The sequence below is a fragment of the Nocardia sp. NPDC004260 genome, from assembly GCF_053603155.1.
This window is the reverse complement of record NZ_JBSGEZ010000011.1, coordinates 94082-115484: the sequence shown is the minus strand read 5'-3', so window position 1 is coordinate 115484 and position 21403 is coordinate 94082. Positions and strand designations below refer to the sequence as shown.

Sequence of the window (21403 nt, the reverse complement as noted above, 5' to 3'; positions counted from 1 at the left end):
GCGTGGAGGCGGCGGGTCTTCGGCTCGCGCCGAGTCGGGTGCTTGCGAGTGGCCGGTCGGGTGGATTCGGTGAGTGGCCCGGCACCCCTGGCCCGCCCAGAACGACCGTCGAGACCATGTCGAGCCCCACCTGCGACCGATCCGACAACCGGTCGCCCCAACCGGCGGGCACCGGTCCGAACTCCGGCACCTACGCGCCCAGCGCACCCTGACCACGACTTTCGAGCGAAGCGAGACCGAGCATCCGCCGCTCGCGGCCCGGCTCGGGTGTGCGCGGCCGCCGTGTACGCGACGAAGGAGCAAGCGGCGGTCGCGCACACGCGAGCCATAAAGGGGCCGCGAACACGCAGCGCCGCAGGCGCTGCAAATCGAACACAGTAGGATTGCCAGGTGTCTCCGGCCGATCGCGCGAACAGTCGACGCCGCCAGCCTCGGCGCCGCGGTTCGGCCGCCAATGCCGCGAAGCCGCGGATGCGCACGGTGCGGGAAACTTCGGCAGGTGGACTGGTCGTCGACGGCCTGGACGGTCCCCGGGAAGCACGAAGCGCGGCCCTCATCGGACGCACCGATCGCCGCGGGCGGTTACTGTGGTCGCTGCCCAAAGGACATATCGAAGAAGGTGAGACCGCCGAGCAAACCGCGATCCGCGAGGTCGCCGAGGAGACCGGCATCAACGGTGTCGTGGTCGCCGAACTCGGCAGCATCGATTACTGGTTCGTGACCGACGGTCGGCGGGTACACAAAACGGTGCATCATTATCTGCTGCGTTCGGTCGGTGGCGAACTGTCCGACGCCGACGTGGAAGTGACCCAGGTCGCCTGGGTTCCGTTGAGTGAACTGGATTCTCGGTTGGCCTACGCCGATGAGCGGCGGCTGGCGGAGATGGCGAACAAGCTGATCGACCGGATGGAGACCGGCAAGCGATGACGCGTGGACTGTTCCGGATCTTCGTGGCGGTCCTGACCATCCTCGGCCCCGTGACGACGCTGCCGCTGCTCGATTCCGCGGCGGCGGGAGCGCAACCGATCGGGTCCGGAACCTCGACGAATCCCAAATTCCTGAAGCTGTCCCTCGATTCGGTGACGCCGACCACAGTGACCGCGGGCAGTGATTCGGTGCTCACGGTCGCGGGCACGGTCACCAATATCGGCGACCGTGTGGTGGACGACGTCAGCATCCGTGTCCAGCGGGCGGCGGCGATCACCACGCCGGTCGGGTTGCGCGCCACCTTGCGCCTCGATGAGGTCAACTACGACGTGAACGGCGACTTCGAAGATGTCGCGCAGCGGCTGAACCCGGGGCAGCGCAAACAGTTCACGCTGAGCATCCCGTTGCGTTCGGAGACCGGCGCCACGTCGCTGCGGATCACGGAGCCGGGTGTCTACCCGCTGCTGCTGAACGTCAACGGCGAACCCGCTTACGGCACGCAGGCCAGGCTCGACGACGCGCGATTCCTGCTCCCGGTGCTCGGCGTGCCGCCCGCCGCGAGCGATGGAGCCCCGTCGGTCTCGGCGCCCACCGACGCTCCGGTGGCGACCACGCTGCTGTGGCCGCTGGCCGACCGGCCGCGGCAGGTCGGGGGTCGTCCGGGCAGCGTGGACGGCAAGGTCGAGCTCACCGACGACGAATTGGCCGCCGCACTCGGCAAGGGCGGCCGTCTCGATCAACTACTGGCCGCGCTGGAAGGGACGTTGAATCCGAGCGCGGGCCGCAGCACCGATCTGGCCTCGGCCGTGTGCCTCGCCATCGACCCGGACCTGCTGCTCACGGTGCGCGCGATGACCAAGGGTTACCGCGTGCTGGCTAGTCCGTCCGATCCCGACGGCGCGACCAGGGCGGGTGCGGGCGCCGAACAGGCCCAGACCTGGCTGGACCGGCTGCGCGCCCTGGCCGGGTCGATGTGCACCGTGGCACTGCCGTTCGCGCAGGTCGATCTCACCGCGCTGGCCGCGGTCAACGATCCGGCACTCTCCGCGCGCGCGATCAACGAACCGGCGGAGATCATCGACTCGATCCTGTCGACCCGGTCGGTGCGCGGGGTCAGCCTGCCGGATTCCGGCAGCATCGATGACGGCGCGGGGGCCCTGTTGCGCAGTCATGGTTTCGGTACCGCCGTGCTCGCGTCGACGGCGGCCGTACCGCAGGGAAGCGTGGACTGGGCGCAGTCGAGCAGTGAGAGCGGCCGATCCACATCCGGTGCGAACGAGCTTCTCTCCACCGCCGACCCGGCGATTCCGGAAGCGGTACGCCTGCCCGATATCACCGCGAGCCAGCCGACCGCACCGGCACCCGCACCGCAGGTCACGGGCAATCCGGTGCCCACCGCGAGTGCACCCGCGCCCGTCGGCGACCCCGCACTGCACGCGGTGACGTTCGACATCTGGTCCGCGACCGCGCTCGCCGCGGTGGGTTCGAACCCGCCGACCCCGCCGTTCACCCCGTCCCGTGTCCGCTACGACGTGACCAACGACTCACGAGCGGCGCGCTTGCAGGACGCTCTCGGGGCGATTTCGTGGAAGGCGCTGCACCCGGAGGCGAACCCCTCGCGCTCGCTGTTGCTCGTTCCGCCGCAGCAATGGGGTGCGAACCGGGACGAGGCCACCGCACTGCTGCGCCAAGTCGACCAGCTGCTGCGCGGCAACCTCGCCACCGCGCGTCCGTTCCACGATCTGGTGACGCTGCCGCCGGACCCGCAGCCCTACGAGCTGGACTATCTGCCACAGGCAGCGCAGGACGGGGTGCCGGACCGATTCCTGCCGCCGGTACGCGAGCAGAGTCGCCGGATCACCGAGATGACGCGCGCGTTGGTGGACGTGCCGGAGGCCGAGCCGACGCCGCACGAATTCCTGACGCCGCTGCGCGACGACCTGCTGCGCGTACTGAGCCTCTCGGATCGGCGCGCGGGCGATGCCGCGCCGCCGGACACCTTCGCCCAGCGGCGGCTGGACCAGAACACCCGGACGATGGACAAGCTCTATCGCTCGGTGACCGTCCTGCCGCCGGGCGGTGTGTACACGCTCGCGTCCGAGCAGAGCCCGCTGCTGCTGGTCGCGCGCAACGACCTGCCGGTGGCCATCCGGGTCAGGTTCCGGATCGAGGCGCCTGCCGAGACGAAGATCACCGACCCCGGCGAGCAGCAGCTCCCGGCCAACGGATCCAGGTCCTTCCAGATCCCGACGGAGGTCAGCGACAGCCGCAACCTCGTCATTCCGATCTCGCTCACCACGCCGGAGGGCGTCGCGCTCGGCAATCCCACGCAGGTCTCGGTGCGTTCGAATGCCTACGGCAAGGCCTTGGCGATAATTACGGGATGCGCCGCACTCCTGCTGCTCCTGCTGGCCGGTCGCCGTTTGTGGCGCCGGTTCCGCGGGCAGCCCGACCCGGCCGACGAGGGATTCGATCCGAGTACCAGGCGCCGGGTCAACCGGTACCGGCGCGCGCGCTCGCGTGTGCTGCGGGCCCAGGAAAAAGAGCAGGAGCATCTCCAGGAGACGCGGTGACGGATCCCGCTCCGACGGGGCCACATAAGCCGCTGCTACCTGCGCCGATGTGGGGTACCGCAGTGTCATGTGGCACGGTGGAGGACAATCACAGTGTTGCCGAGCCGGTCCGATCCGGACGGGGACCACGGACAGAATGTTCGCTGAGCACGGCGAACCATTGCGGCGAGCCGCGGCTCACCGCACCGATGGGGGTGCGGAATCCCGGCTGGTACAGGAGGCATGATGAGCGACGATGACATATCGGCTCATCGCCCTCGACCAAGCGACCGGCTCGACGGGCCACCGGTGCGCCGAGCCCCGGTCGCGCCGTGGGAACGGAGCCCCGCTCCAGCCGAAGCCGAACACCAGGAGGTGAACGGCGGTCCGTACAACGACGGCCAGGCGCCGAGGGTGCCGCAGGTCAGTCGTCCTCCGGCCGCACCGCAGCCGCGGCCTGGTCAGCACATGCCGCCGCCACCGCCCGCCGGACAACCGAGGCCGCCGGTGCCGCCACCGCCGCGCCCCGGCCCCGTACCGAACCCACGCCGATATCCGGCTCCGCCACCGGCGGCCGGTCCTGGCCAGCCCCGCCCCGTTCCGCCCGGACCCAATCGCCAGGTGCCTGCGCCTTCCGGCCCGCCTGGCAGTGTCCGGCAGACGCCGCCGCCCCCCGGGCCACGTGGGCCGCAGTCCGGCGCCATTCCGGCCGCGCCGCGTCCCCCGCAGTCCGGCGGGATCCCGACCACGCCGCGTCCACCTCGTTCCGGCGCCATACCCGCGGTGCCACGGCCTCCGCAGTCCGGTCCGATCCCGGCCGCGCCGCGCCCACCCCGTTCCGGGCCGATGCCTGCGATCCCGCCGGAATCCGATCGGGTGCCGCCGCCGCGCTACGCCCCGCCGCAGCCGCAGCAGTTCCCACCGCCGCGTCAGCGGCCTGCCGCCCCGGTTCGGCATGAACCGGCGGAACCGGCTCGCCCACGGACCAGGGAGTGGCCCGCCGCCACCGCCACCGCGGAGCCACCGAAGGCCGACGAGCCGAAGCTGAGTGCGAATTCCCGGCTGCTCAGCGACTCCGGATCGATCGCGTTCGCGACACTGATCAGCAGGATCACGGGGTTCGGCAAGCAACTGCTGCTGCTGACCGTGCTCGGCCCTGCCATCGCAAGCGCGTTCACCGTCGCCAGCCAGATTCCGAACATGATCGCGGAGTTGGTGCTCGGCGCGGTGCTCACCGCGATCGTGGTGCCCACGCTGGTGCGCGCGGAGCAGGAGGATCCCGATCGCGGAGAGGCGTTCGTCCGGCGCCTGGTGACCGCGGCGTTCGTGGTCTTGGCCACTGCCGCGCTGCTGGCGACGGCCGCCGCGCCGGTGCTGACCACACATGTCTTCCTGTCCGACGACGGCAAGGTCAACACGGCGCTGACCACGGCGCTATCTTTCCTGTTGCTGCCCGCGATCCTGTTCTACGGCATGTCGGCGCTGCTCACGGCGATACTGAACACCCGGCAGATGTTCAAGCCCGGCGCCTGGGCGCCGGTACTGAACAACCTGGTGGTGCTCACCGTCCTCGGGCTGTACGTCCTGATGCCGGGGGAGATCACGCTGGATCCGGTCCGCATGAGCGACCCGAAGCTGCTGGTGCTCGGCGTCGGCGTCACGGTCGGCGTTGTGGTGCAGGCCGTCAGCCTCCTTCCGGCGATCCGTAGGGCGGGCATCGACCTGCGCCCGCTGTGGGGCATCGATGATCGCCTCAAGCAGTTCGGCGGCATGGGCGCGGCGATCATCCTGTACGTGCTCATCAGCCAGGCAGGCTTCGTCTTCGCCACCCGGATCTCATCGCATGCCGACGCGGCAGGTCCGGCGATCTACAACAACGCGTGGCTGCTGCTGCAACTGCCGTACGGCGTCCTCGGTGTCACGGTGCTGACCGCGATCATGCCCCGGCTGAGCCGCAACGCCGCCGCCGACGACACGCCCGCGGTGGTCGACGATCTCTCCGCCGCCACCCGGTTGACCATGATCGCCCTGGTACCCGTGGTCACCTTCCTGACGCTGGCCGGTCCGCAGGTCGGACAAGCCCTCTATGGCTACGGCAACTTCGGATCGGACGCCGAACGTCTCGGTCTCGCGGTCAGCTGGTCGGCGTTCGCACTGATCCCGTACTCGCTGGTGCTGATCCACTTGCGCGTGTTCTACGCCAGGGAGCAGGCGTGGATTCCCACTTGGATCATCCTCGGCATCACCGCCGCCAAGATCGTCTTCTCCGCACTGGCTCCCGTGGTCACCGACGCCGAACACGTGGTGGTCGCGCTCGGTGTCGCCAACGGCCTCGGCTTCGCGGTCGGCGCCGTCGTGGGTGGTTTCCTCCTGCACCGCAGTCTCGGCGACCTGCGTATGGCGAACGTCGGCCGAACGGTGACCCGTGTCGTACTTGCGTCACTCGCGGGCGGCGCGGTGATGTGGATCGTGGACCGGGTACTCGGCTTGGATCGGCTGACCGAGTCCTTCGGCGGCCCCGGTTCGCTGATCCGGGTGGCGATCACCGCGATCGTGATGTTCGCGGTGGCCTTCGGCTTGATGCGACTCGCCGGTATTCCGGAGATCGTCGCCATCACCGTGGCAGTCTCGCGGCGCCTCGGCTGGACACCGCCCGCGCCGGAACTCGACCTGGAGAGCCCGGTCGAAGATCCCTACGTCACGCAGGTGCTCCGCAGGCCTGATCCCTACTTGGCATACCCGAGGTTCGATTCGTACATGGACGCACAGACCATGGTGCTTCCTGTGATCCGACCCGATGCCGTTGACCGCACCGGCAAGGGTGAGTTCCCGTACCCTGTTCGGCAGAGAAGCACAAGTGGCGAATTCGCCGGAACCTCGACATACCAGGGCGAAGGAGGACCGAGGGTGAGCGACGACGCGGTGGGCGGCGTCCCAGCCGCCGATTCTTCTGCGACCACGCCCGGCGGACTGTCCACCGATGTACCGCCGACCGCGGGGGAGCCGTTGGATCCCGCGTACGCGAACAACGGACCGGGCACGGCCGGACCGGAGCAGGCCGCGGCGAGACCGCAGGAGAACCAGCTGCCGCCGCGCGATCCGATGTACGACACCGGGATGATCCCCGTCGGCTCGCCGGAGATGCCGCCGATGGGTGGCGAGAACCTGGGCGCTCGGCGGATCCCGCGCGGCCCCAAGTTGATTCCGGGCGCGTCGGTGGCAGGCGGGCGTTACCGCCTGCTGGCGAGTCACGGCGGCGCCCGGGGCCTGAAGTTCTGGCAGGCGCTGGACATCAAACTCGATCGCGAGGTCGCGCTGACCTTCGTCGACGCCGACCAGAAAGCGACGGAGAACTCCGGGCAGGACGGCCCCCAGGCGATCCTGTCCCGGACGCTGCGCCTCGGCCGGATCAACTCGCCCGGCCTCGCCCGCGTACTCGACGTCGTGCGCGGCAGTTCCGGCGGCATCGTGGTGGCGGAATGGACGCCGGGTCGTTCGTTGCGCGAGATGGCCGAGACGGTGCCGTCGCCGATCGGCGCGGCGCGGGCCATCCGCGCCCTCGCCTCGGCGGCCGAGCTGGCGCACCGTGGCGGCGGATCGCTGTCCATCGACCATCCCGACCGGGTGCGCATCAGCGCGTCCGGTGACGCGGTGCTCGCCTTCCCCGGCACGCTGTCGGACTCCGACGCGCAGTCCGACGTCCGCGGTCTCGGTGCGATGCTCTACTCCCTGATCACCGCCCGCTGGCCGATCCGCTCCGGCGGCGTCACGGGCACCGCCGCGACCGTCGGCGGGCTGCGGTTGGCCGATTTCGGACCGGACGGCACGCCGGTGGAACCGCGCCAGATCCGTCCCGAAGTGCCGTTCGAGATCTCCGCGGTCGCCGTGCGCTCGCTGGAGTCGAACAAGGGCGTGCGTACGGCGGCGACGGTCCAGCACGTGCTGGAGCAGGCGTCGGTGGTCGATCAGAAGACCGACTTCATCCCGGTGCTGCGGCTGGGCCAGCGCGCTCCCGCGAACATGGACGACTCGCTCGCCGATCCGGAACTGCTCGCGGCCGAACGTGAACGCTCGCAACGCATGATGTGGATCATGGTCGGCCTCGGCATCCTCGCCGCGCTGGTGGTCGGCGTCGTGATCTGGTGGATGGTCAGCGTGTTCGCACCGAGCGCTTCCGACGCGCCGCTGAACGAACAGCGCAATATCGGCCTGACGACGAACAACCAGCCGGTACCGACGCCCGCCGCCGCGGGCCCCGGCCTCACCTCGACCGGTGCGCCGGTTCCGGTGACCGGCGTGTCGGTGTTCTCGCCGGAGGGCACCGCCGACGGCGTCGCCAACGTCCACGCCGTGCTGGACAACGATCCGGGCACCCAATGGCGCACCGATCAGTACTTCCAGCAGTTTCCGGCGCTCAAGAAGGGGGTCGGTCTGCTCGCCACGCTGCCGGCCCCCGCGAAGCTCACGAACGTCTCGATCAACTCGCCCAGCGCGGGCACATCGGTGGAGATCCGCACGTCGCCCACCGGCTCGCCGACGCTGGATCAGACCCAGCTGATCGGTTCCGCCCGGCTGGACGACGGCGTCACCGACATCCCGGTGCGCGCCGACCAAGCCGCCCGCTACGTGCTCGTCTGGATCACCGGACTGGGGAATTCCGGAGGACAGTTCCAGACCGCCATCGCCGACATCCGTTTCGACGCCGCGCCGTAGCCCGGCTTGCCCGCGCATCGGTCGTGCGGGCCATTCGTCACGCGGCGTTGAACGCCGCGCATTCTTCCGTATCCGGACCGATCACTTGGTTGCTGCCAAAACGTTACGGGCGATATGATCTTCGCGCGCTCTCAGCAGGGGAGCTTCCCAGGTTTCGGCGTTCGATCCTGGATGCTGCGAAGTCCGGTGATGGTCAACCATGCCCGTTGCCGCGTGAGAGCTGTCCAAGGGGTTGGCATTTGTCGTCCGAAGTGAACGAGGAGCTCGGCAGGGGGGCGTCGCAGCCGGTGATGTGTCGCGAGCGCGCCTTCGAACTCGGTGAACGCACCGATGTGGAGTTGTTGCGGGCGCACGTCGCCGGTGAGCGGTTCGCGTTCGCGGAGTTACTGCGCAGACACAACGATCATCTGTGGCAGACCGCGCTGCGCACCTCCTACACGCGTGAGGATGCGGCCGATTCACTACAGGACGCGCTCTTGTCGGCGCATCGCACCGCGGGCTCGTTCCGGGCGGAGGCGGAGGTCCGCAGTTGGTTGCACGCGATCGTGGTGAACGCGTGCCTGGACCGGATCCGGCGGAACAAGACCAGGCGGGCGCTGTCGCTGGCGCCGGAGTCGATGCCGGAGCCGAGAGATACCCGCGACGAGATGGCCGAGGTGGAGATGTCGTTGGTCATCGATCGAGCGTTGTTCTCGTTGCCGCCGGATCAGCGGACCGCGTTGGTAGCGGTGGATGTGGAGGGGTATAGCGTTGCCGAAGCGGCGGCGTTGCTCGGCGTGCCCGAGGGGACGATCAAGAGCCGGTGCGCTCGTGCGCGGCAGCGGTTGAAAGAGCGATTGGATTTTCTGCGTGATCCGGGGAACCGGGGGTAGTTGGGATGCGTCATTAACAGTGACGAACCACTGAACGAATCAGAGACAGGCCCCGTAGGCGAGGGGGTCCCCGCGATGTCCGATGCGAACAACGGAGGTGCGATGGCTACCGAGTCCGTGCCGCAGCCTCCGTTCGCGTCCGAATTGCTGGCTGACCTACATGCCGACAACGTAACGCCCGCGCAGCGCGAGCAGTTGTGGCCGATCGTCTCGCGTGACCCGGAAGCGGTGCGGTATCTGCGCGCGCTGGATGACGTGCGTGCGGAGCTGCGTGCCTTGGGCGGGAACGAGCGCATCGTCCATCCGATGCCGGAAGACGTGGCGGCCCGGCTCGCACGGTTCGTCGACGAGCTGGAGCCCCCCGAAGGCGCCACGGTTCATGAGCTTGCGCCCGCGCAGGTAAGCGAATCCGTCGCCGAAGCAGACGATTTCGAATCCGCGCCGGTGGCTCTGGACGAGCGCCGCCGCGGCAGGTTGCGCTGGTTGGCCGCGGCGGCCGCGGCGATCGTCGCCGTCATCGGCGCGGGTGTCTGGGCTTCGACAATCCGCAGCGGAGACGACCCAGCGCCCACGGCGCAGCCGACCTCGGGGAAAGACGACTGGGGTGACGATCTCACCGCCACCGTGGCCCTCGGCGCGCTGGGCAGGCACAACGTCACCGGAGCCCTGGCCGGCCCGGAAGCGCTCGAGCGTTGCGTCCGGGCGAACGGTCTGGACCGCACGATCCTCGGTTCGACCGACATCCGATTCCAGGGCGGCAACGCGGTGCTCATCCTGCTGAACGGGCCGCATTCGCCGAAGATCACCGCGCTGGTCGTCGGGACGGGTTGCGCTACGGGCGATCCCCAGCGCAAGGCGCTGCAAGACATCGGCTGACCTTGCGATCCGGGCCACCCGCGCGGTGTGACCCCGCCGACGCGGGGAACAACAGCCATTACCCTGTTGTTGACCGACACGTCCGATCGAATCTCCCCGGAAGGGCCTCATGAGCGAGCGTAGCGAGCAAAAAAGCGACACCGGCACGCCAGTTCGCGACCTGATCATCATCGGCTCCGGCCCCGCCGGCTACACGGCCGCCATCTACGCGGGCCGCGCCGAGCTCCAGCCGTTGCAGTTCGAGGGGACCCAGTTCGGCGGTGCGCTGATGACCACCACCGAGGTCGAGAACTTCCCCGGCTTCCGCAACGGCATCATGGGCCCGGATCTCATGGAGGAGATGCGCGAGCAGGCCAAGCGGTTCGGCGCGGACATCCGCACCGAGGACGTAGAGGCGGTCGACCTGACCGGCCCGATCAAGAAGGTCGTCGTCGGCGGCGAGACCTTTCACGCCTACGCCGTGATTCTCGCCATGGGTTCGGCCGCGCGCTACCTGAACGTTCCGGGCGAGCAGCGGCTGCTCGGCCGCGGTGTCAGCGCCTGCGCTACCTGCGACGGGTTCTTCTTCAAGGGCCAGGACATCGTGGTGGTCGGCGGCGGCGACTCCGCGATGGAAGAGGCGATCTTACTGACCAAGTTCGCCTCCAGCGTCACCATCGTGCACCGCCGCGAGGAGTTCCGTGCCTCCCGCATCATGCTGGAACGGGCGAAGGCGAACGAGAAGATCAAGTTCGTGCTCAACGCCGAGGTGGTCGAGGTGCACGGGGAGAACAGCGTCACCCATCTGACGCTGCGTGACACCCGGACCGGCGAAACCTCCGAGCTGGCCGCCACCGGCCTGTTCGTCGCGATCGGCCACGATCCACGCAGCGAACTCGTCAAGGGCCAGGTCGCCTTGGACGACGAAGGATATGTGCTGGTACAGCACCCGACGACCGCGACCGATGTCCCCGGCGTCTTCGCCTCGGGCGATCTCGTCGACCACACCTACCGGCAGGCGATCACCGCCGCGGGCACGGGCTGCCGTGCGGCCATCGACGCCGAGCGCTGGTTGGCCGAGCAGGGCGACATCACCTCGAACACCCTCGCACACGCGGGTGAGTCGGTGGCCGCCAACTGAGCTCGCGCTGGACGAGCCACACCTTTCCGTCTCGCTGTATCGCAAGGAGAACACCCATGTCCGAGTCCGCCAACATGGTCACCGTCACCGACGCGTCCTTCGCCGACGACGTGCTGCTGAGTGATAAGCCGGTCCTCGTCGATTTCTGGGCCGACTGGTGCGGCCCGTGCAAGATGGTCGCGCCCGTCCTGGAGGAGATCGCGGGCGCGCACGCGGACAAGCTGACCGTCGCGAAGCTGGATGTGGACGCCAACCCGAGCACCGCCCGCGATTATCAGATCCTCTCGCTGCCCACTATGATGCTGTTCCGCGGCGGTAAGCCGGTCAAGCAGATCGTCGGAGCGAAGGGCAAAGCGGCTCTTCTGCGCGAACTCGAAGACGTCATCTGAGGACGCGCCGTAGGATGCCTGGACCCGGGGATTGTCGAAACCCGGTCCGGGTCTGAGACAATCGACCGACGCTCCGGTCGTGCGAAGGTGTATCCCATCGCATGAGTGGGTACCCGCAGGTTTGACGGAAGGAAAGGGCTCTCACGCATGCACCGACTTCGTCACGGCGATTCCGGTCCAGCCGTAGCAGAGGTTCGGAGCACCCTGGCAAGCCTCGGGTTCCTACACGCGCACATCGCTGCCGACACCGCGGACGCACGCGAATATTGGAAGGACACCGAAGTGTCCTTCGACCATCACCTCGACTCCGCGGTCCGCGCGTTTCAGCAGCATCGCGGTTTACTCGTCGACGGTGTGGTCGGTCCGGCGACTTACCGGGCACTGAAGGAAGCGTCCTATCGACTCGGCGCGCGCACGCTGATCTATCAGCTGTCCGCGCCGCTGTACGGCGACGATGTGGCCACACTCCAGCGCAGGCTGCAGGACCTCGGCTTCTACGTGCACCGGGTCGACGGCTACTTCGGTCCGCACACCCACGACGCGCTGACCGCCTTCCAGCGGGAGATCGGCCTGTCGGCCGACGGCATCTGCGGTCCCGACACGCTGCGCTCGCTCGACCTGCTCGGCGCCAGGGTCACCGGCGGCAATCCACACCGGATCGCTGAGGAAGAGGTCGTGCACCGGGCTGGGCCGCAGCTGACCGGCAAGCGGATCGTCATCGATCCGGGTCTCGGCGGTCCGGACAAGGGTTGTGCCGTGCCCACCGAGTACGGCGACGTCTACGAATCGGAGATCCTGTGGGATCTCGCCAGCCGTCTGGAGGGACGGATGGCTGCCACGGGCATGGAGACCTTCCTGTCGCGGCCGTGGGGCGCCAACCCCACCGACGCCGAACGCGCGGAAACATCCAACGCCTTCGACGCCGATCTGATGATCTCCCTGCGCTGTGCTGCTAACCCGAGCCCGCTCGCCAACGGCGTTGCCGGGTTCTACTTCGGTAACTCACACGGCTCGGTGTCCATGATCGGGCAGGTGCTGGCCGGGTTCATCCAGCGCGAGGTCGTCGCCCGAACGTCGTTGCAGGACTGCCGCACTCACGCGCGAACCTGGGATCTGCTGCGTCTCACCAAGATGCCCACCGTGCAGGTCGACATCGGTTATATGACAAACGAATACGATGCCTCGGTGCTCACCAACCCGCGCATGCGCGACGTGATCGCCGAAGCCATTCTGATCTCGGTGAAGCGGCTGTACCTGCTCGGTCAGGATGACCAGCCCACCGGCACATACACTTTCGCGGAACTGCTGGCCGAAGAGCTGGCTGCCGCCGACCGGATGTAGCCATCGGTCTTTCGTAAGTCGAAGCGCCCCCTGCCCTTTCGAGCTCGGCAGGGGGCGCTTCGATGTTCAGCTCAACGCGCTCCGATACGGGTCGGCGCGGTCATCGACGCCGCCGCGAGCAGCTGATCCAGCGCCCGTTCGACGTCTTCCTTCCAGCCGTGATCGGAGGCGAGCTCCAACCGCAAGCGCGGGAATCGGTGATGCGGGGCTACGACCTCGAAGCCGACATCCTCCAAGAAGTCGGCGTCGATCATGCAACTCTCGGGTGAGCATTCGGTCGTCGCGCCCGCCGGGTTCGCATTCTTGATCGGCGCGACGATCCGCTCCAGCAGTGTCATCGAGCCGGACCGCTCCGAGAGTGCCTGCGTCGTCGGGTCGGTGCGGATACCGAAAGCCTCCAGGGCGCGCACGCCGCGACGCACCAGATCGGACACCACGCCCTGAACCAGGCGGTGGGCGACATCGGCATCCTGATAAGGGAATTCGGCCCGCAGCGTGGTCAACAGGACCGCGTCCGGACTCACGGGGGAGGTGGGGAAGAGGGTGGCGCGCGGCACGGCGCTCGGTGGCGCGTACAAGGCGCAGCCGGCGACGTTGCCATCGACGTTCGCTACCTGCCCGCACGAACCCCACTCCAGCATGACCGTGGACAGCCAGGCTTCCTTCTCGAACACCGGATCGCTGAAGTTGCGTGAGTCCTCGGCCACGGCGGGGTCCATCTCCCAGAAGACACAGCGCCGCGCATGCGCGGGAAGCTTTTCCAGTCCGCCGAGGGTTAGTGCTGTGACGCTGGTCGACACCGCTCTGCTCAGCCTCCAGCTGTCCGATTCATCCACGCTCACGTCGCATCAATGTTTGCTCGCCAGCAAGAATAAGCGATCAACGGGAACCTGCCTCATTCCATGTCGCTGTGCTGTTGGTCGGAAGAACTTGGGTTGGTCCGCCGGGAGCGATGCACGCTCGCAGCCGTTGCGGTACCCCTGCCGTCACTGTGACGTTTCGGCCGGGTATCCGCACCTATCGAAACCACAAGTTAAATTTCGTCACTTCTGTCACACTGCGGGTGCGTTCTGCTCCATCAGGGCGACGATCCGTTCGAGGTCTTCGACCGACCCGAACTCGACGACGATCTTGCCTTTGCGCTTGCCCATACTCACGAGGACCCGGGTGTCGAAGGAACCGGACAGCCGTTCGGCCACGGCTTGCAGGCCTGGCATCTCGATCGGCTTGCGCCGAGCGACGGGAGAGGGCGCGGCCGCGTCCTGCTCTCGGTTCGCCAGCATGACGGCTTCCTCGGTAGCCCGGACCGAGAGTCCCTCGGCGACGATCCGGGCGGCGAGCACCTCTTGAGCGTCCGCACCCGCTTCGAGACCGAGCAGTGCCCGCGCGTGCCCGGCGGACAGTACGCCCGCCGCGACCCGGCGCTGCACCGGGATCGGCAACTTCAGTAGACGGATCATATTCGTCACGACGGGGCGAGAGCGGCCGATTCGCGAAGCCAATTCTTCGTGAGTGACGTCGAATTCCTCCAGCAGCTGCTGGTAGGCCGCCGCCTCTTCGAGCGGGTTCAGTTGCACCCGGTGGATGTTCTCCAGCAGGGCGTCGCGCAGCATGGACTCGTCCGCGGTCTCCCGGACGATCGCGGGAATCGCCGCCAGGCCCGCCTCCTGACAGGCCCGCCACCGCCGCTCGCCCATGACCAGCTGATAGCGGTCCACACCCGGTTCGGTCCGGCGCACCACGATCGGCTGCATCAACCCGAATTCGCGAATCGAATGCACCAGCTCGGCCAGCGCGTCTTCTTCGAAGACCGTGCGCGGCTGCTTGGGATTCGGCTCGATCTGGTCCGGCGGGATCTCCCGGTAGACGGCGCCGCCTGCTTCCAGTTCAGCGTTGTCGGCGGGATCCGGTACCCGGTGCAGGTAGGCCGAGGGTGGCTGCGGCCCGACCGGATCCAGACCGATGACACTCGCCGCAGCGCTACTGAGGCCCGGTGATGCCGTCGGTGTCGTCGGGATCAGCGCGGCGAGACCGCGCCCGAGACCACCCTTCTTCGCCTGACTCATCGGTCTACCGACCCCTTCCTCATTCCGCTACCGAACCGCACTGTGCCGAGCGTCGACCCGGCAGGCCGAATCACTCCGCCGACTTCGTCGCGGCGACGCGCGGGGCCACCGCGCGGGCCGCCATTTCGCGTCCGGCGTCCAGGTAGCTCATCGCGCCCCGGGAGCCTGGATCATAATCGAGCACCGTCATGCCGTAACCAGGCGCCTCCGACACCTTCACGCTGCGTGGAATCACCGACCGCAGTACGACATCGCCGAAGTGCCCGCGAACCTCCTCGGCGACCTGGTCGGCCAACTTGGTGCGCCCGTCGTACATCGTGAGGATCACAGTCGAGACGTGCAGCTCCGGGTTCAAGTGCGCCTGCACCAAGCCGATATTGCGAAGTAGCTGACCCACGCCTTCCAGCGCGTAGTACTCGCACTGGATCGGAATCAGCACCTCTTTCGCCGCGACGAGCGCGTTGACCGTCAACAGGCCCAAGGAAGGCGGGCAGTCGATCATCACGTAATCGATGTCGTATCCGGCGATATTCGCCTCTTGGATAGCGGCTTTCAGGCGCCCCTCCCGGGCCACCATCGACACGAGTTCGATCTCGGCGCCCGCCAGGTCGATGGTCGCTGGGATGCAAAGGAGGCGTTCGCTGTGCGGACTCGTTTGGATAGCGTCTCTGACCGAGACCTCGCCGATGAGCAGCTCGTAGCTGGAGGGGACACCCGAGTGGTGCTCGATACCCAGGGCGGTGCTTGCGTTGCCCTGCGGATCGAGGTCGATCACAAGCACCGTCATCCCCTGATGCGCCAAGGCGGCCGCCAGATTCACGGCAGTGGTCGTCTTCCCGACGCCGCCTTTCTGATTGGCGATCGTGATGATCCGTTGCTCGTGGGGTTTCGGCACAGTCACCTTTCCTGGATGGAGGACCTGACTTGCACGTTGGGCTTCGGCGGCTATCGGGGTCTCGCTGGGGGAGATGTGCCCGAACGGCGTATTTCCGAATGCCTCCGTGTCGAAATTGCTGGAGTCCAGCATCCCCGGCACGCGCGACGTTGTTTCCCGTGAAACATTCGCCGGACCGCTCGACATAGACAGCTCCTAACCCGAGAAACTTCAGAACACGTGCGCGCGACGGGACGGGTCGGCGTCGTATCTGCAACAGCCTTTGTCGGTTCGAACACGATGCACAACCGGCTCCGCGGTGCCCGATCGACCGAGCGGAGCTGCGCGCCGCTGTGACAACCAGATCCCTCGTGGCACCTACGCTCACGCCCGACGCACACTAGCTTGCCAGCACTGAGCGGTTTAAGAAAGCTGAATCGCGGCGAGGCGCAAAGCGACACGCAAATCCGCACGAATTCGCCTCGACGCGCGCGCTGTTTCACATGAAACATTGCCGCCGGACGGTGCGTGGGACAGCAGGCATGCCGCGACCGATCGCGGATAGCGAATGATTACTCGCAGTGGCTGTTCGACCGACCTGGTCCACATGCTTCGTCTGACGACCTCGGACCAGCACACAGCCCCGCGCTACTTCGAATGGACTGAGCTCGGTCGCGCATCGACAGGCTTGACGACGCCGGGGTATGCGTTGCCGCGCTTCGAGAGTGGCGCGGCGACCAGAAGGACCACACGCATCGCCCCTCAGCTGTGGTCGGAGACTGGTCGCGTCTCCAGCGGAGCGAAACCGATTCACGTGAAACATCGGGTGACAATTCCAGAGGCGCTCAGGATTCCGGCGGACTCGTTCGGAGGGGCTTTGATTCACGTGAAACACGGGCCGCAGCCTGGTGATCCGAGAAGTGCCCGCTAGGTCCGCAACCCACCCCTGTCTCATGCTCGGGGTGTAGTTCGAGACGCACCTCGATGAAGTCGAGTGTGACTCGGCCACGCTCGCATGGAACTTCAGGGTCTCGCTCCAGCCTCGCCGCGCGGACCAACTTCCCGCCGATGTTTCACGTGAATCCAATCCGCGTGGGAGTCTGTGCACCCACGCGCACACAACACGACGACTTCTCACCCGACGCACAACGGACTTGATCCAACCGCGACGCCAGTAGCAATCTCCTTCCCCAGCCACGGCAGATGGACGCCTCGACTTCAGCCACCAAGCGGCCACGCCGTTCCAGACGGAGGTGCCGCACGGGACCCAGCCGGCGGATCGAAAGAAAGCACATCAAGCGCGTTCAACCGGGCCATTCCGTCAGAGTGACGAAACGATCCCAGGCCCGAGGTCGACGGTCGAGCCTTCGCGATCGAAGCTGCTACTTGGCCTTGCGTGCCGCACGCTTACGCGCACGCTCCGTCGTCGCGGCGCGGACAGCCTTTCCGCCACGCTCGACCGCTCGTTCGGCGCGCCGTCGAGTGGCTCGTGCGGCGCGGGGGAGGCGCTCTGCGCTGATCACCATCGTGGGCGTCGCCACCAGACCGACGCCACATTCCAGGACGACCGCGTTACCTGCGCCGGCCTTCGTCAGCGCGTCGCCATCGCGTTCGAGTTCCTCGGCCGCGCTCGCTCCCTTGAGCGCGAGCATGTGCCCGTGGTCGCGGAGGAGAGGAAGGGACCACTGGGCGAGTTTCCCGAGCGGGGCCACCGCGCGGGACGTGACCACGTCCGCGCCACCGGCCTCCTTCATCACGCCCGACTCCTCCGCGCGCCCTCGCACCACGGTCACGTCCAGTCCGACCGATTCGATGAACTCGCTCAGGAAGATCGTTCGGCGCAGCAGTGGTTCGACCAGAGTGATCCGGAGATCCGGACGCGCAATGGCGAGCGGGATGCCCGGCAGGCCCGCACCGCTGCCGATATCGACCACGGACGCACCCTCGGCGATCAACTCGCCGAGCACGGCGCAGTTGAGAATGTGGCGATCCCAGAGGCGGGGCACCTCGCGCGGGCCGATCAGTCCGCGCTCCACGCCCGCGGTCGCGAGCGCCGTGCGATATCGACGCGCGAGATCGAGTCGGTCGCCGAAGACGGTCGCCGCCGACGCGGGTGGCTCCAACTCCGCGGGGTCCGCGGTGGTTCCACCGAGATCTCGTTCCACGTGAAACATCCTTCCGAACTCGGGTCGATCTACGAACGAGCAATCGGGCTCCGGACACGAACAAGGCCCCCGGTCCGAAGACCAGAGGCCCTATCCAACCACTACCCATCCGGGCCCGCGAAACACGCCGCCCGCTCCGGGGATGTCGCGACTCAGCCGGGAACGACCACCACGTGCCGGTTCGGTTCCACACCTTCGCTCTCGCTGCTCACGCCCTCCACGGCCGCCACCGCATCGTGCACGATCTTGCGCTCGAACGGAGTCATGGGCGCCAGCGACTCCGGTTCACCGGAGTCCAGTACGCGCTGCGCCGCCGCTGCGCCGAGTTCGCTCAGCTCGGACCGCCGCTTGGCCCGCCAACCCGCCACGTCCAGCATCAGCCGGCTCCGCACTCCGGTCGCCTGCTGGACGGCGAGCCGGGTCAGTTCCTGCAACGCGTCGAGCACCTCGCCGTTACGTCCGACGAGCTTGGTCAGGTCACGTCCGCCGTCGATGCTCACCACGGCGCGATCGCCTTCCACGTCGAGATCGATGTCGCCGTCGAAGTCCAGCACGTCGAGCAACTGTTCGAGATAGTCGCCCGCGATCTCGCCTTCCTCGATGAGCGCTTCCTCGGCATCATTCACGACATCGTCGGTGTCCGCTCCGGCGTTCGCCGTCGTCGTCGCCACGGTGGCGTCCCCTCCGTCGGTCTCAACAGTCATTTGATTTCCTTCATCTGCTCATCGCGCGCGCCGGGCAATCGCCGCCGGGCGGTATTCGCGATCAAGGGGGTTGCTCAGCGATCGAGGTGGGCGGCTCGGCCCACCGATAATGCGATCAGCGCTTGCGCTTCTGGTTCGCCCTGCCCCGGTTACCCGGCCGTTTCTGCCCGGCCGGACGCCGTTGGCCCGCCGACTGCTTCGGCGGCTTCGCGGTGCCGTTCGTCGACGCGACTGCAGTGTCCTCGTCCGACGTGGCATCGGCAGCGGCGGCGGTCGGCTTCTTCTTCACGTTGACCGGTTTGGCTCCGGGCTTGGGCGCGTTCTGCGCGCGCTGCTCGAGCTTCGCCTGCTTCTTGGCCTCTTCTTCTTTCGCCATGCGGCCGAACACGAGGTGCTGCTGCCCGTAGGTCCAGATGTTGTTGGAGACCCAGTACAGCAGGATGGCGATCGGCAGGAACGGGCCACCGACGAGCACGCCGAGCGGGAACACCCACAGCGCGAGCTTGTTCATCATCGCGGCCTGGGGGTTGGCCGCGGCTTCCGGCGTCTGCCGCGCGACCGAAGCACGCGCGTTGAAGTGCGTGGCGATACCGGCGATGACCATCAAGGGAATCGCGACGAGCGCGATGCTCAACTTGGTCGGCACGCCGCCGTAGTCGGCGAAGGCCTGCAACTGGGGGGGCGGAATGGTGATGAACGCCGAGATCGGCGCACCGAAGATGCGGGCGCTCAGGAAGGACTGGACATCGGCGGCGCTGAAGACGTAGTTCGCGGTGTTCGCGTTCTGTTCCGGCGTCATTCCGAGCTGGCCGATACCGTGCCCGGTCCGGTTGAACGAGCGCAGCACGTGGAAGAGTCCGAGGAACACCGGCACCTGAGCGAGGATCGGCAGGCAGCCCATCAGCGGGTTGAAGCCGTTGTCCTTCTGAAGCTTCTGCATCTCGACCGCCATCTTCTGACGGTCGTTCTTGTACTTCTTCTGCAGCTCTTTGATCTGCGGCTGCAGTTCCTGCATCTGCTTGGTGGTGCGCACCTGCTTGACGAACGGCTTGTAGAGCACCAGGCGCAAGGTGAACACCAGGAACACCACGGCCAGCGCCCAGGTGAGACCGTTGTCCGCGCCGAACGCGAACCCGAAGACCCGATGCCAGAACCAGAGGATCCAGGACACCGGGTAATAGATGAAGTCGAGCACGGCTCTATGCACTCCCGTCGTTCGTGTCGCCGATCACCGCGTGCGGCGATCCTTTACAAGCTTTCGGCTCCGACCGCGGTCCGGTGAGCAGGCTCGTTTCCTGCGACGTCGCGTCGGTCGCTGCCCCGTCCGCCGGCTCGGCGCGATGCGTACTCCGCTTCCGCTCCGGGACGGGGTCCCACCCACCAGGGTGCCAGGGCGCACATTTGGCCAAGCGCACGACCGTCAGTAAGAGCCCCATGAACAGGCCCCGAGTGCGCAATGCGGTCACCGCGTACTCACTACAGGTCGGGGTGAATCGGCACACCGGCATGCGGGTGGGGGAGACGTAGGTCCGATACAGCTCGATCGAAAAGATCAGCACGTTCGCGGGCAGTCTGGCGATCTTCGCCCAGAGGCTCATGCCAGGCCACCCGTCGACATACCCGCCTGAGCGCCGACGCCGAGCTTGCGCAGTGCGGTGCGCAGCTGGCGAAGCAGGTCCTCCGACGACGCTGTAGCGGCGCCAGGAAGCGCGCGGATGACGACATCGGTCTCGGCGGGCAATTCGTCGACCACCTGGGCACACATATGACGCAGGCGGCGGGCGACGCGATGTCGAACCACCGCGTTGCCCACCGCCTTGCTGACGATCAGCCCGAAGCGCGGTCCGCCCACGCGGATCAGCACGTCGTCCGGGACCTGATCGTGTCGTCCATTCGCGCCCACGATTCCGTCATACCCGTGCGCGAGCGCATGTACGACCAGATCACGCCTCCCGATTCGCTGGCCGCGGCGCACCGTCCGGGAGAAGTCGGCACGATGATGCAACCGATACGGCTCAGGCAACACCCGAGCGTCCGAGAGCGAGGATCAGGCAGTGAGGGAGGCGCGGCCCTTACGGCGACGCGCCGACACGATGGCGCGGCCCGCACGGGTGCGCATCCGGAGGCGGAAGCCGTGAACCCGCGCCCGACGACGGTTGTTCGGCTGGAACGTCCGCTTGCCCTTGGCCACGGTCAACACTCCTCGAGTAGGCGGGCACCAGGTAGTGCCCGAAGCTTGTCGGTGATACGTATATTGCGCGAATGAATCGCAGGTCTGGTCATCATCGGCGCGCGTCGGTCCTGGCGCACAGTCGGTCGATCACGACCTAAACGCGGTCAGCACAAGACCGCCACCGCACCAAGGGGTGACTGTACGAGGGTACTGATCGGCTCGGGGCGGGTCAAACTCGCCCCATCGCTTCGCTCGCCCCGGCGACCAGGCGGAATCGGCTCGCCGGAGTCAGGCATTCTGGCAATCACCGTGAGTTCGTCCACACCCCTAGCCATCGCGCACCCCGCGCCACTAAGGTACGTAGCCAGGCGATTGCTACAGAACCCCAGGTCGTGGCGTTGCCCTTCTCGCGCGTACGCGCGTTTCACAGTTCCCGAGAGTTCTCCACATCTGTGGATAATTGTGTGGAAAGACCCCTGGAGTGGCATATTCGTAGGGCCGACGGTGCCACGCCGCTGTCCAGATGGGGGACCCGGGCAGCGTCCGAACCGGTTACGGACGTACGCAGGATCACGGGATCCATCCCGAGCATCGCATTCCACGCGTGCCCCGGCCGTCTGCTCCTATCGAC

17 protein-coding genes are annotated in these 21403 nt (G+C 67.4%); 8 read left to right on the top strand and 9 right to left on the bottom strand.

The annotated features are described in order from the left end of the window. The first annotated feature begins 390 nt into the window (after nucleotides 1-390). The 8 genes from ACWEO7_RS09355 to ACWEO7_RS09320 all read left to right on the top strand — a co-directional run bounded on the left by ACWEO7_RS09355 (nucleotide 391) and on the right by ACWEO7_RS09320 (nucleotide 12790). Nucleotides 391-927 carry an NUDIX hydrolase gene (locus tag ACWEO7_RS09355; protein ID WP_039803412.1) on the top strand — a complete coding sequence of 179 codons (537 nt, stop codon included), beginning with the start codon at nucleotides 391-393 and terminating at the stop codon, nucleotides 925-927. Beyond that, complete coding sequence (locus ACWEO7_RS09350; RefSeq protein WP_452422175.1) at nucleotides 924-3500, top strand: DUF6049 family protein; 2577 nt, start codon at nucleotides 924-926, stop codon at nucleotides 3498-3500. Before ACWEO7_RS09355 ends, ACWEO7_RS09350 begins: the two co-directional genes overlap by 4 nt. 825 nt (nucleotides 3501-4325) lie before the next feature. Beyond that, the gene (locus tag ACWEO7_RS09345; protein WP_452422173.1) at nucleotides 4326-8192 is read left to right on the top strand and encodes a murein biosynthesis integral membrane protein MurJ; all 3867 of its coding nucleotides are present in this window, start codon (nucleotides 4326-4328) and stop codon (nucleotides 8190-8192) included. A 290-nt stretch (nucleotides 8193-8482) separates the two neighbouring features. Next, nucleotides 8483-9064, top strand: coding sequence for an RNA polymerase sigma factor SigM (gene sigM / locus ACWEO7_RS09340; protein ID WP_452422212.1), 582 nt, complete (start codon nucleotides 8483-8485; stop codon nucleotides 9062-9064). 102 nt (nucleotides 9065-9166) lie between these two features. Next, complete coding sequence (locus ACWEO7_RS09335; protein WP_452422171.1) at nucleotides 9167-9940, top strand: hypothetical protein; 774 nt, start codon at nucleotides 9167-9169, stop codon at nucleotides 9938-9940. A gap of 109 nt (nucleotides 9941-10049) precedes the next feature. Beyond that, nucleotides 10050-11060: a thioredoxin-disulfide reductase gene (gene trxB / locus ACWEO7_RS09330; protein ID WP_452422169.1), complete on the top strand. Its 1011-nt coding sequence runs from the start codon at nucleotides 10050-10052 to the stop codon at nucleotides 11058-11060. 56 nt (nucleotides 11061-11116) lie between these two features. After that, nucleotides 11117-11449 (top strand): thioredoxin, encoded by a 333-nt coding sequence (trxA, locus tag ACWEO7_RS09325; RefSeq protein WP_452422167.1) that lies wholly within the window; start codon nucleotides 11117-11119, stop codon nucleotides 11447-11449. Between the two features lie 147 nt (nucleotides 11450-11596). Next, nucleotides 11597-12790 carry a peptidoglycan-binding protein gene (locus tag ACWEO7_RS09320; RefSeq protein WP_452422165.1) on the top strand — a complete coding sequence of 398 codons (1194 nt, stop codon included), beginning with the start codon at nucleotides 11597-11599 and terminating at the stop codon, nucleotides 12788-12790. Between the two features lie 71 nt (nucleotides 12791-12861). Here the strand turns inward: ACWEO7_RS09320 and ACWEO7_RS09315 are convergent, their stop codons facing one another. From ACWEO7_RS09315 to rpmH, 9 genes are all read right to left on the bottom strand, one after another. Then, entirely contained in the window at nucleotides 12862-13590 is a 729-nt protein-coding gene (locus tag ACWEO7_RS09315; protein WP_452422210.1) for a GNAT family N-acetyltransferase, read from the bottom strand. A gap of 252 nt (nucleotides 13591-13842) precedes the next feature. Beyond that, complete coding sequence (locus ACWEO7_RS09310; protein ID WP_356963227.1) at nucleotides 13843-14856, bottom strand: ParB/RepB/Spo0J family partition protein; 1014 nt, start codon at nucleotides 14854-14856, stop codon at nucleotides 13843-13845. A gap of 70 nt (nucleotides 14857-14926) precedes the next feature. Beyond that, nucleotides 14927-15883: a ParA family protein gene (locus tag ACWEO7_RS09305; RefSeq protein WP_452422208.1), complete on the bottom strand. Its 957-nt coding sequence runs from the start codon at nucleotides 15881-15883 to the stop codon at nucleotides 14927-14929. Between the two features lie 1229 nt (nucleotides 15884-17112). Next, complete coding sequence (gene rsmG / locus ACWEO7_RS09300) at nucleotides 17113-17904, bottom strand: 16S rRNA (guanine(527)-N(7))-methyltransferase RsmG (RefSeq protein WP_452422163.1); 792 nt, start codon at nucleotides 17902-17904, stop codon at nucleotides 17113-17115. A 143-nt stretch (nucleotides 17905-18047) separates the two neighbouring features. Further along, nucleotides 18048-18599 (bottom strand): Jag family protein, encoded by a 552-nt coding sequence (locus ACWEO7_RS09295; protein WP_355073440.1) that lies wholly within the window; start codon nucleotides 18597-18599, stop codon nucleotides 18048-18050. 115 nt (nucleotides 18600-18714) lie between these two features. Further along, a complete protein-coding gene (gene yidC / locus ACWEO7_RS09290) occupies nucleotides 18715-19794 on the bottom strand; it encodes a membrane protein insertase YidC (protein WP_452422161.1) in 1080 nt (359 codons plus the stop codon). Between the two features lie 4 nt (nucleotides 19795-19798). Then, nucleotides 19799-20197, bottom strand: a complete 399-nt coding sequence (yidD, locus tag ACWEO7_RS09285) for a membrane protein insertion efficiency factor YidD (RefSeq protein ID WP_356963229.1) — start codon at nucleotides 20195-20197, stop codon at nucleotides 19799-19801. Next, nucleotides 20194-20625, bottom strand: coding sequence for a ribonuclease P protein component (gene rnpA, locus ACWEO7_RS09280; RefSeq protein ID WP_452422159.1), 432 nt, complete (start codon nucleotides 20623-20625; stop codon nucleotides 20194-20196). The genes yidD and rnpA overlap by 4 nt, the downstream gene beginning before the upstream one ends. Nucleotides 20626-20646: 21 nt before the next feature. Further along, entirely contained in the window at nucleotides 20647-20790 is a 144-nt protein-coding gene (gene rpmH / locus ACWEO7_RS09275; RefSeq protein WP_006550910.1) for a 50S ribosomal protein L34, read from the bottom strand. Nucleotides 20791-21403 lie beyond the last annotated feature (613 nt).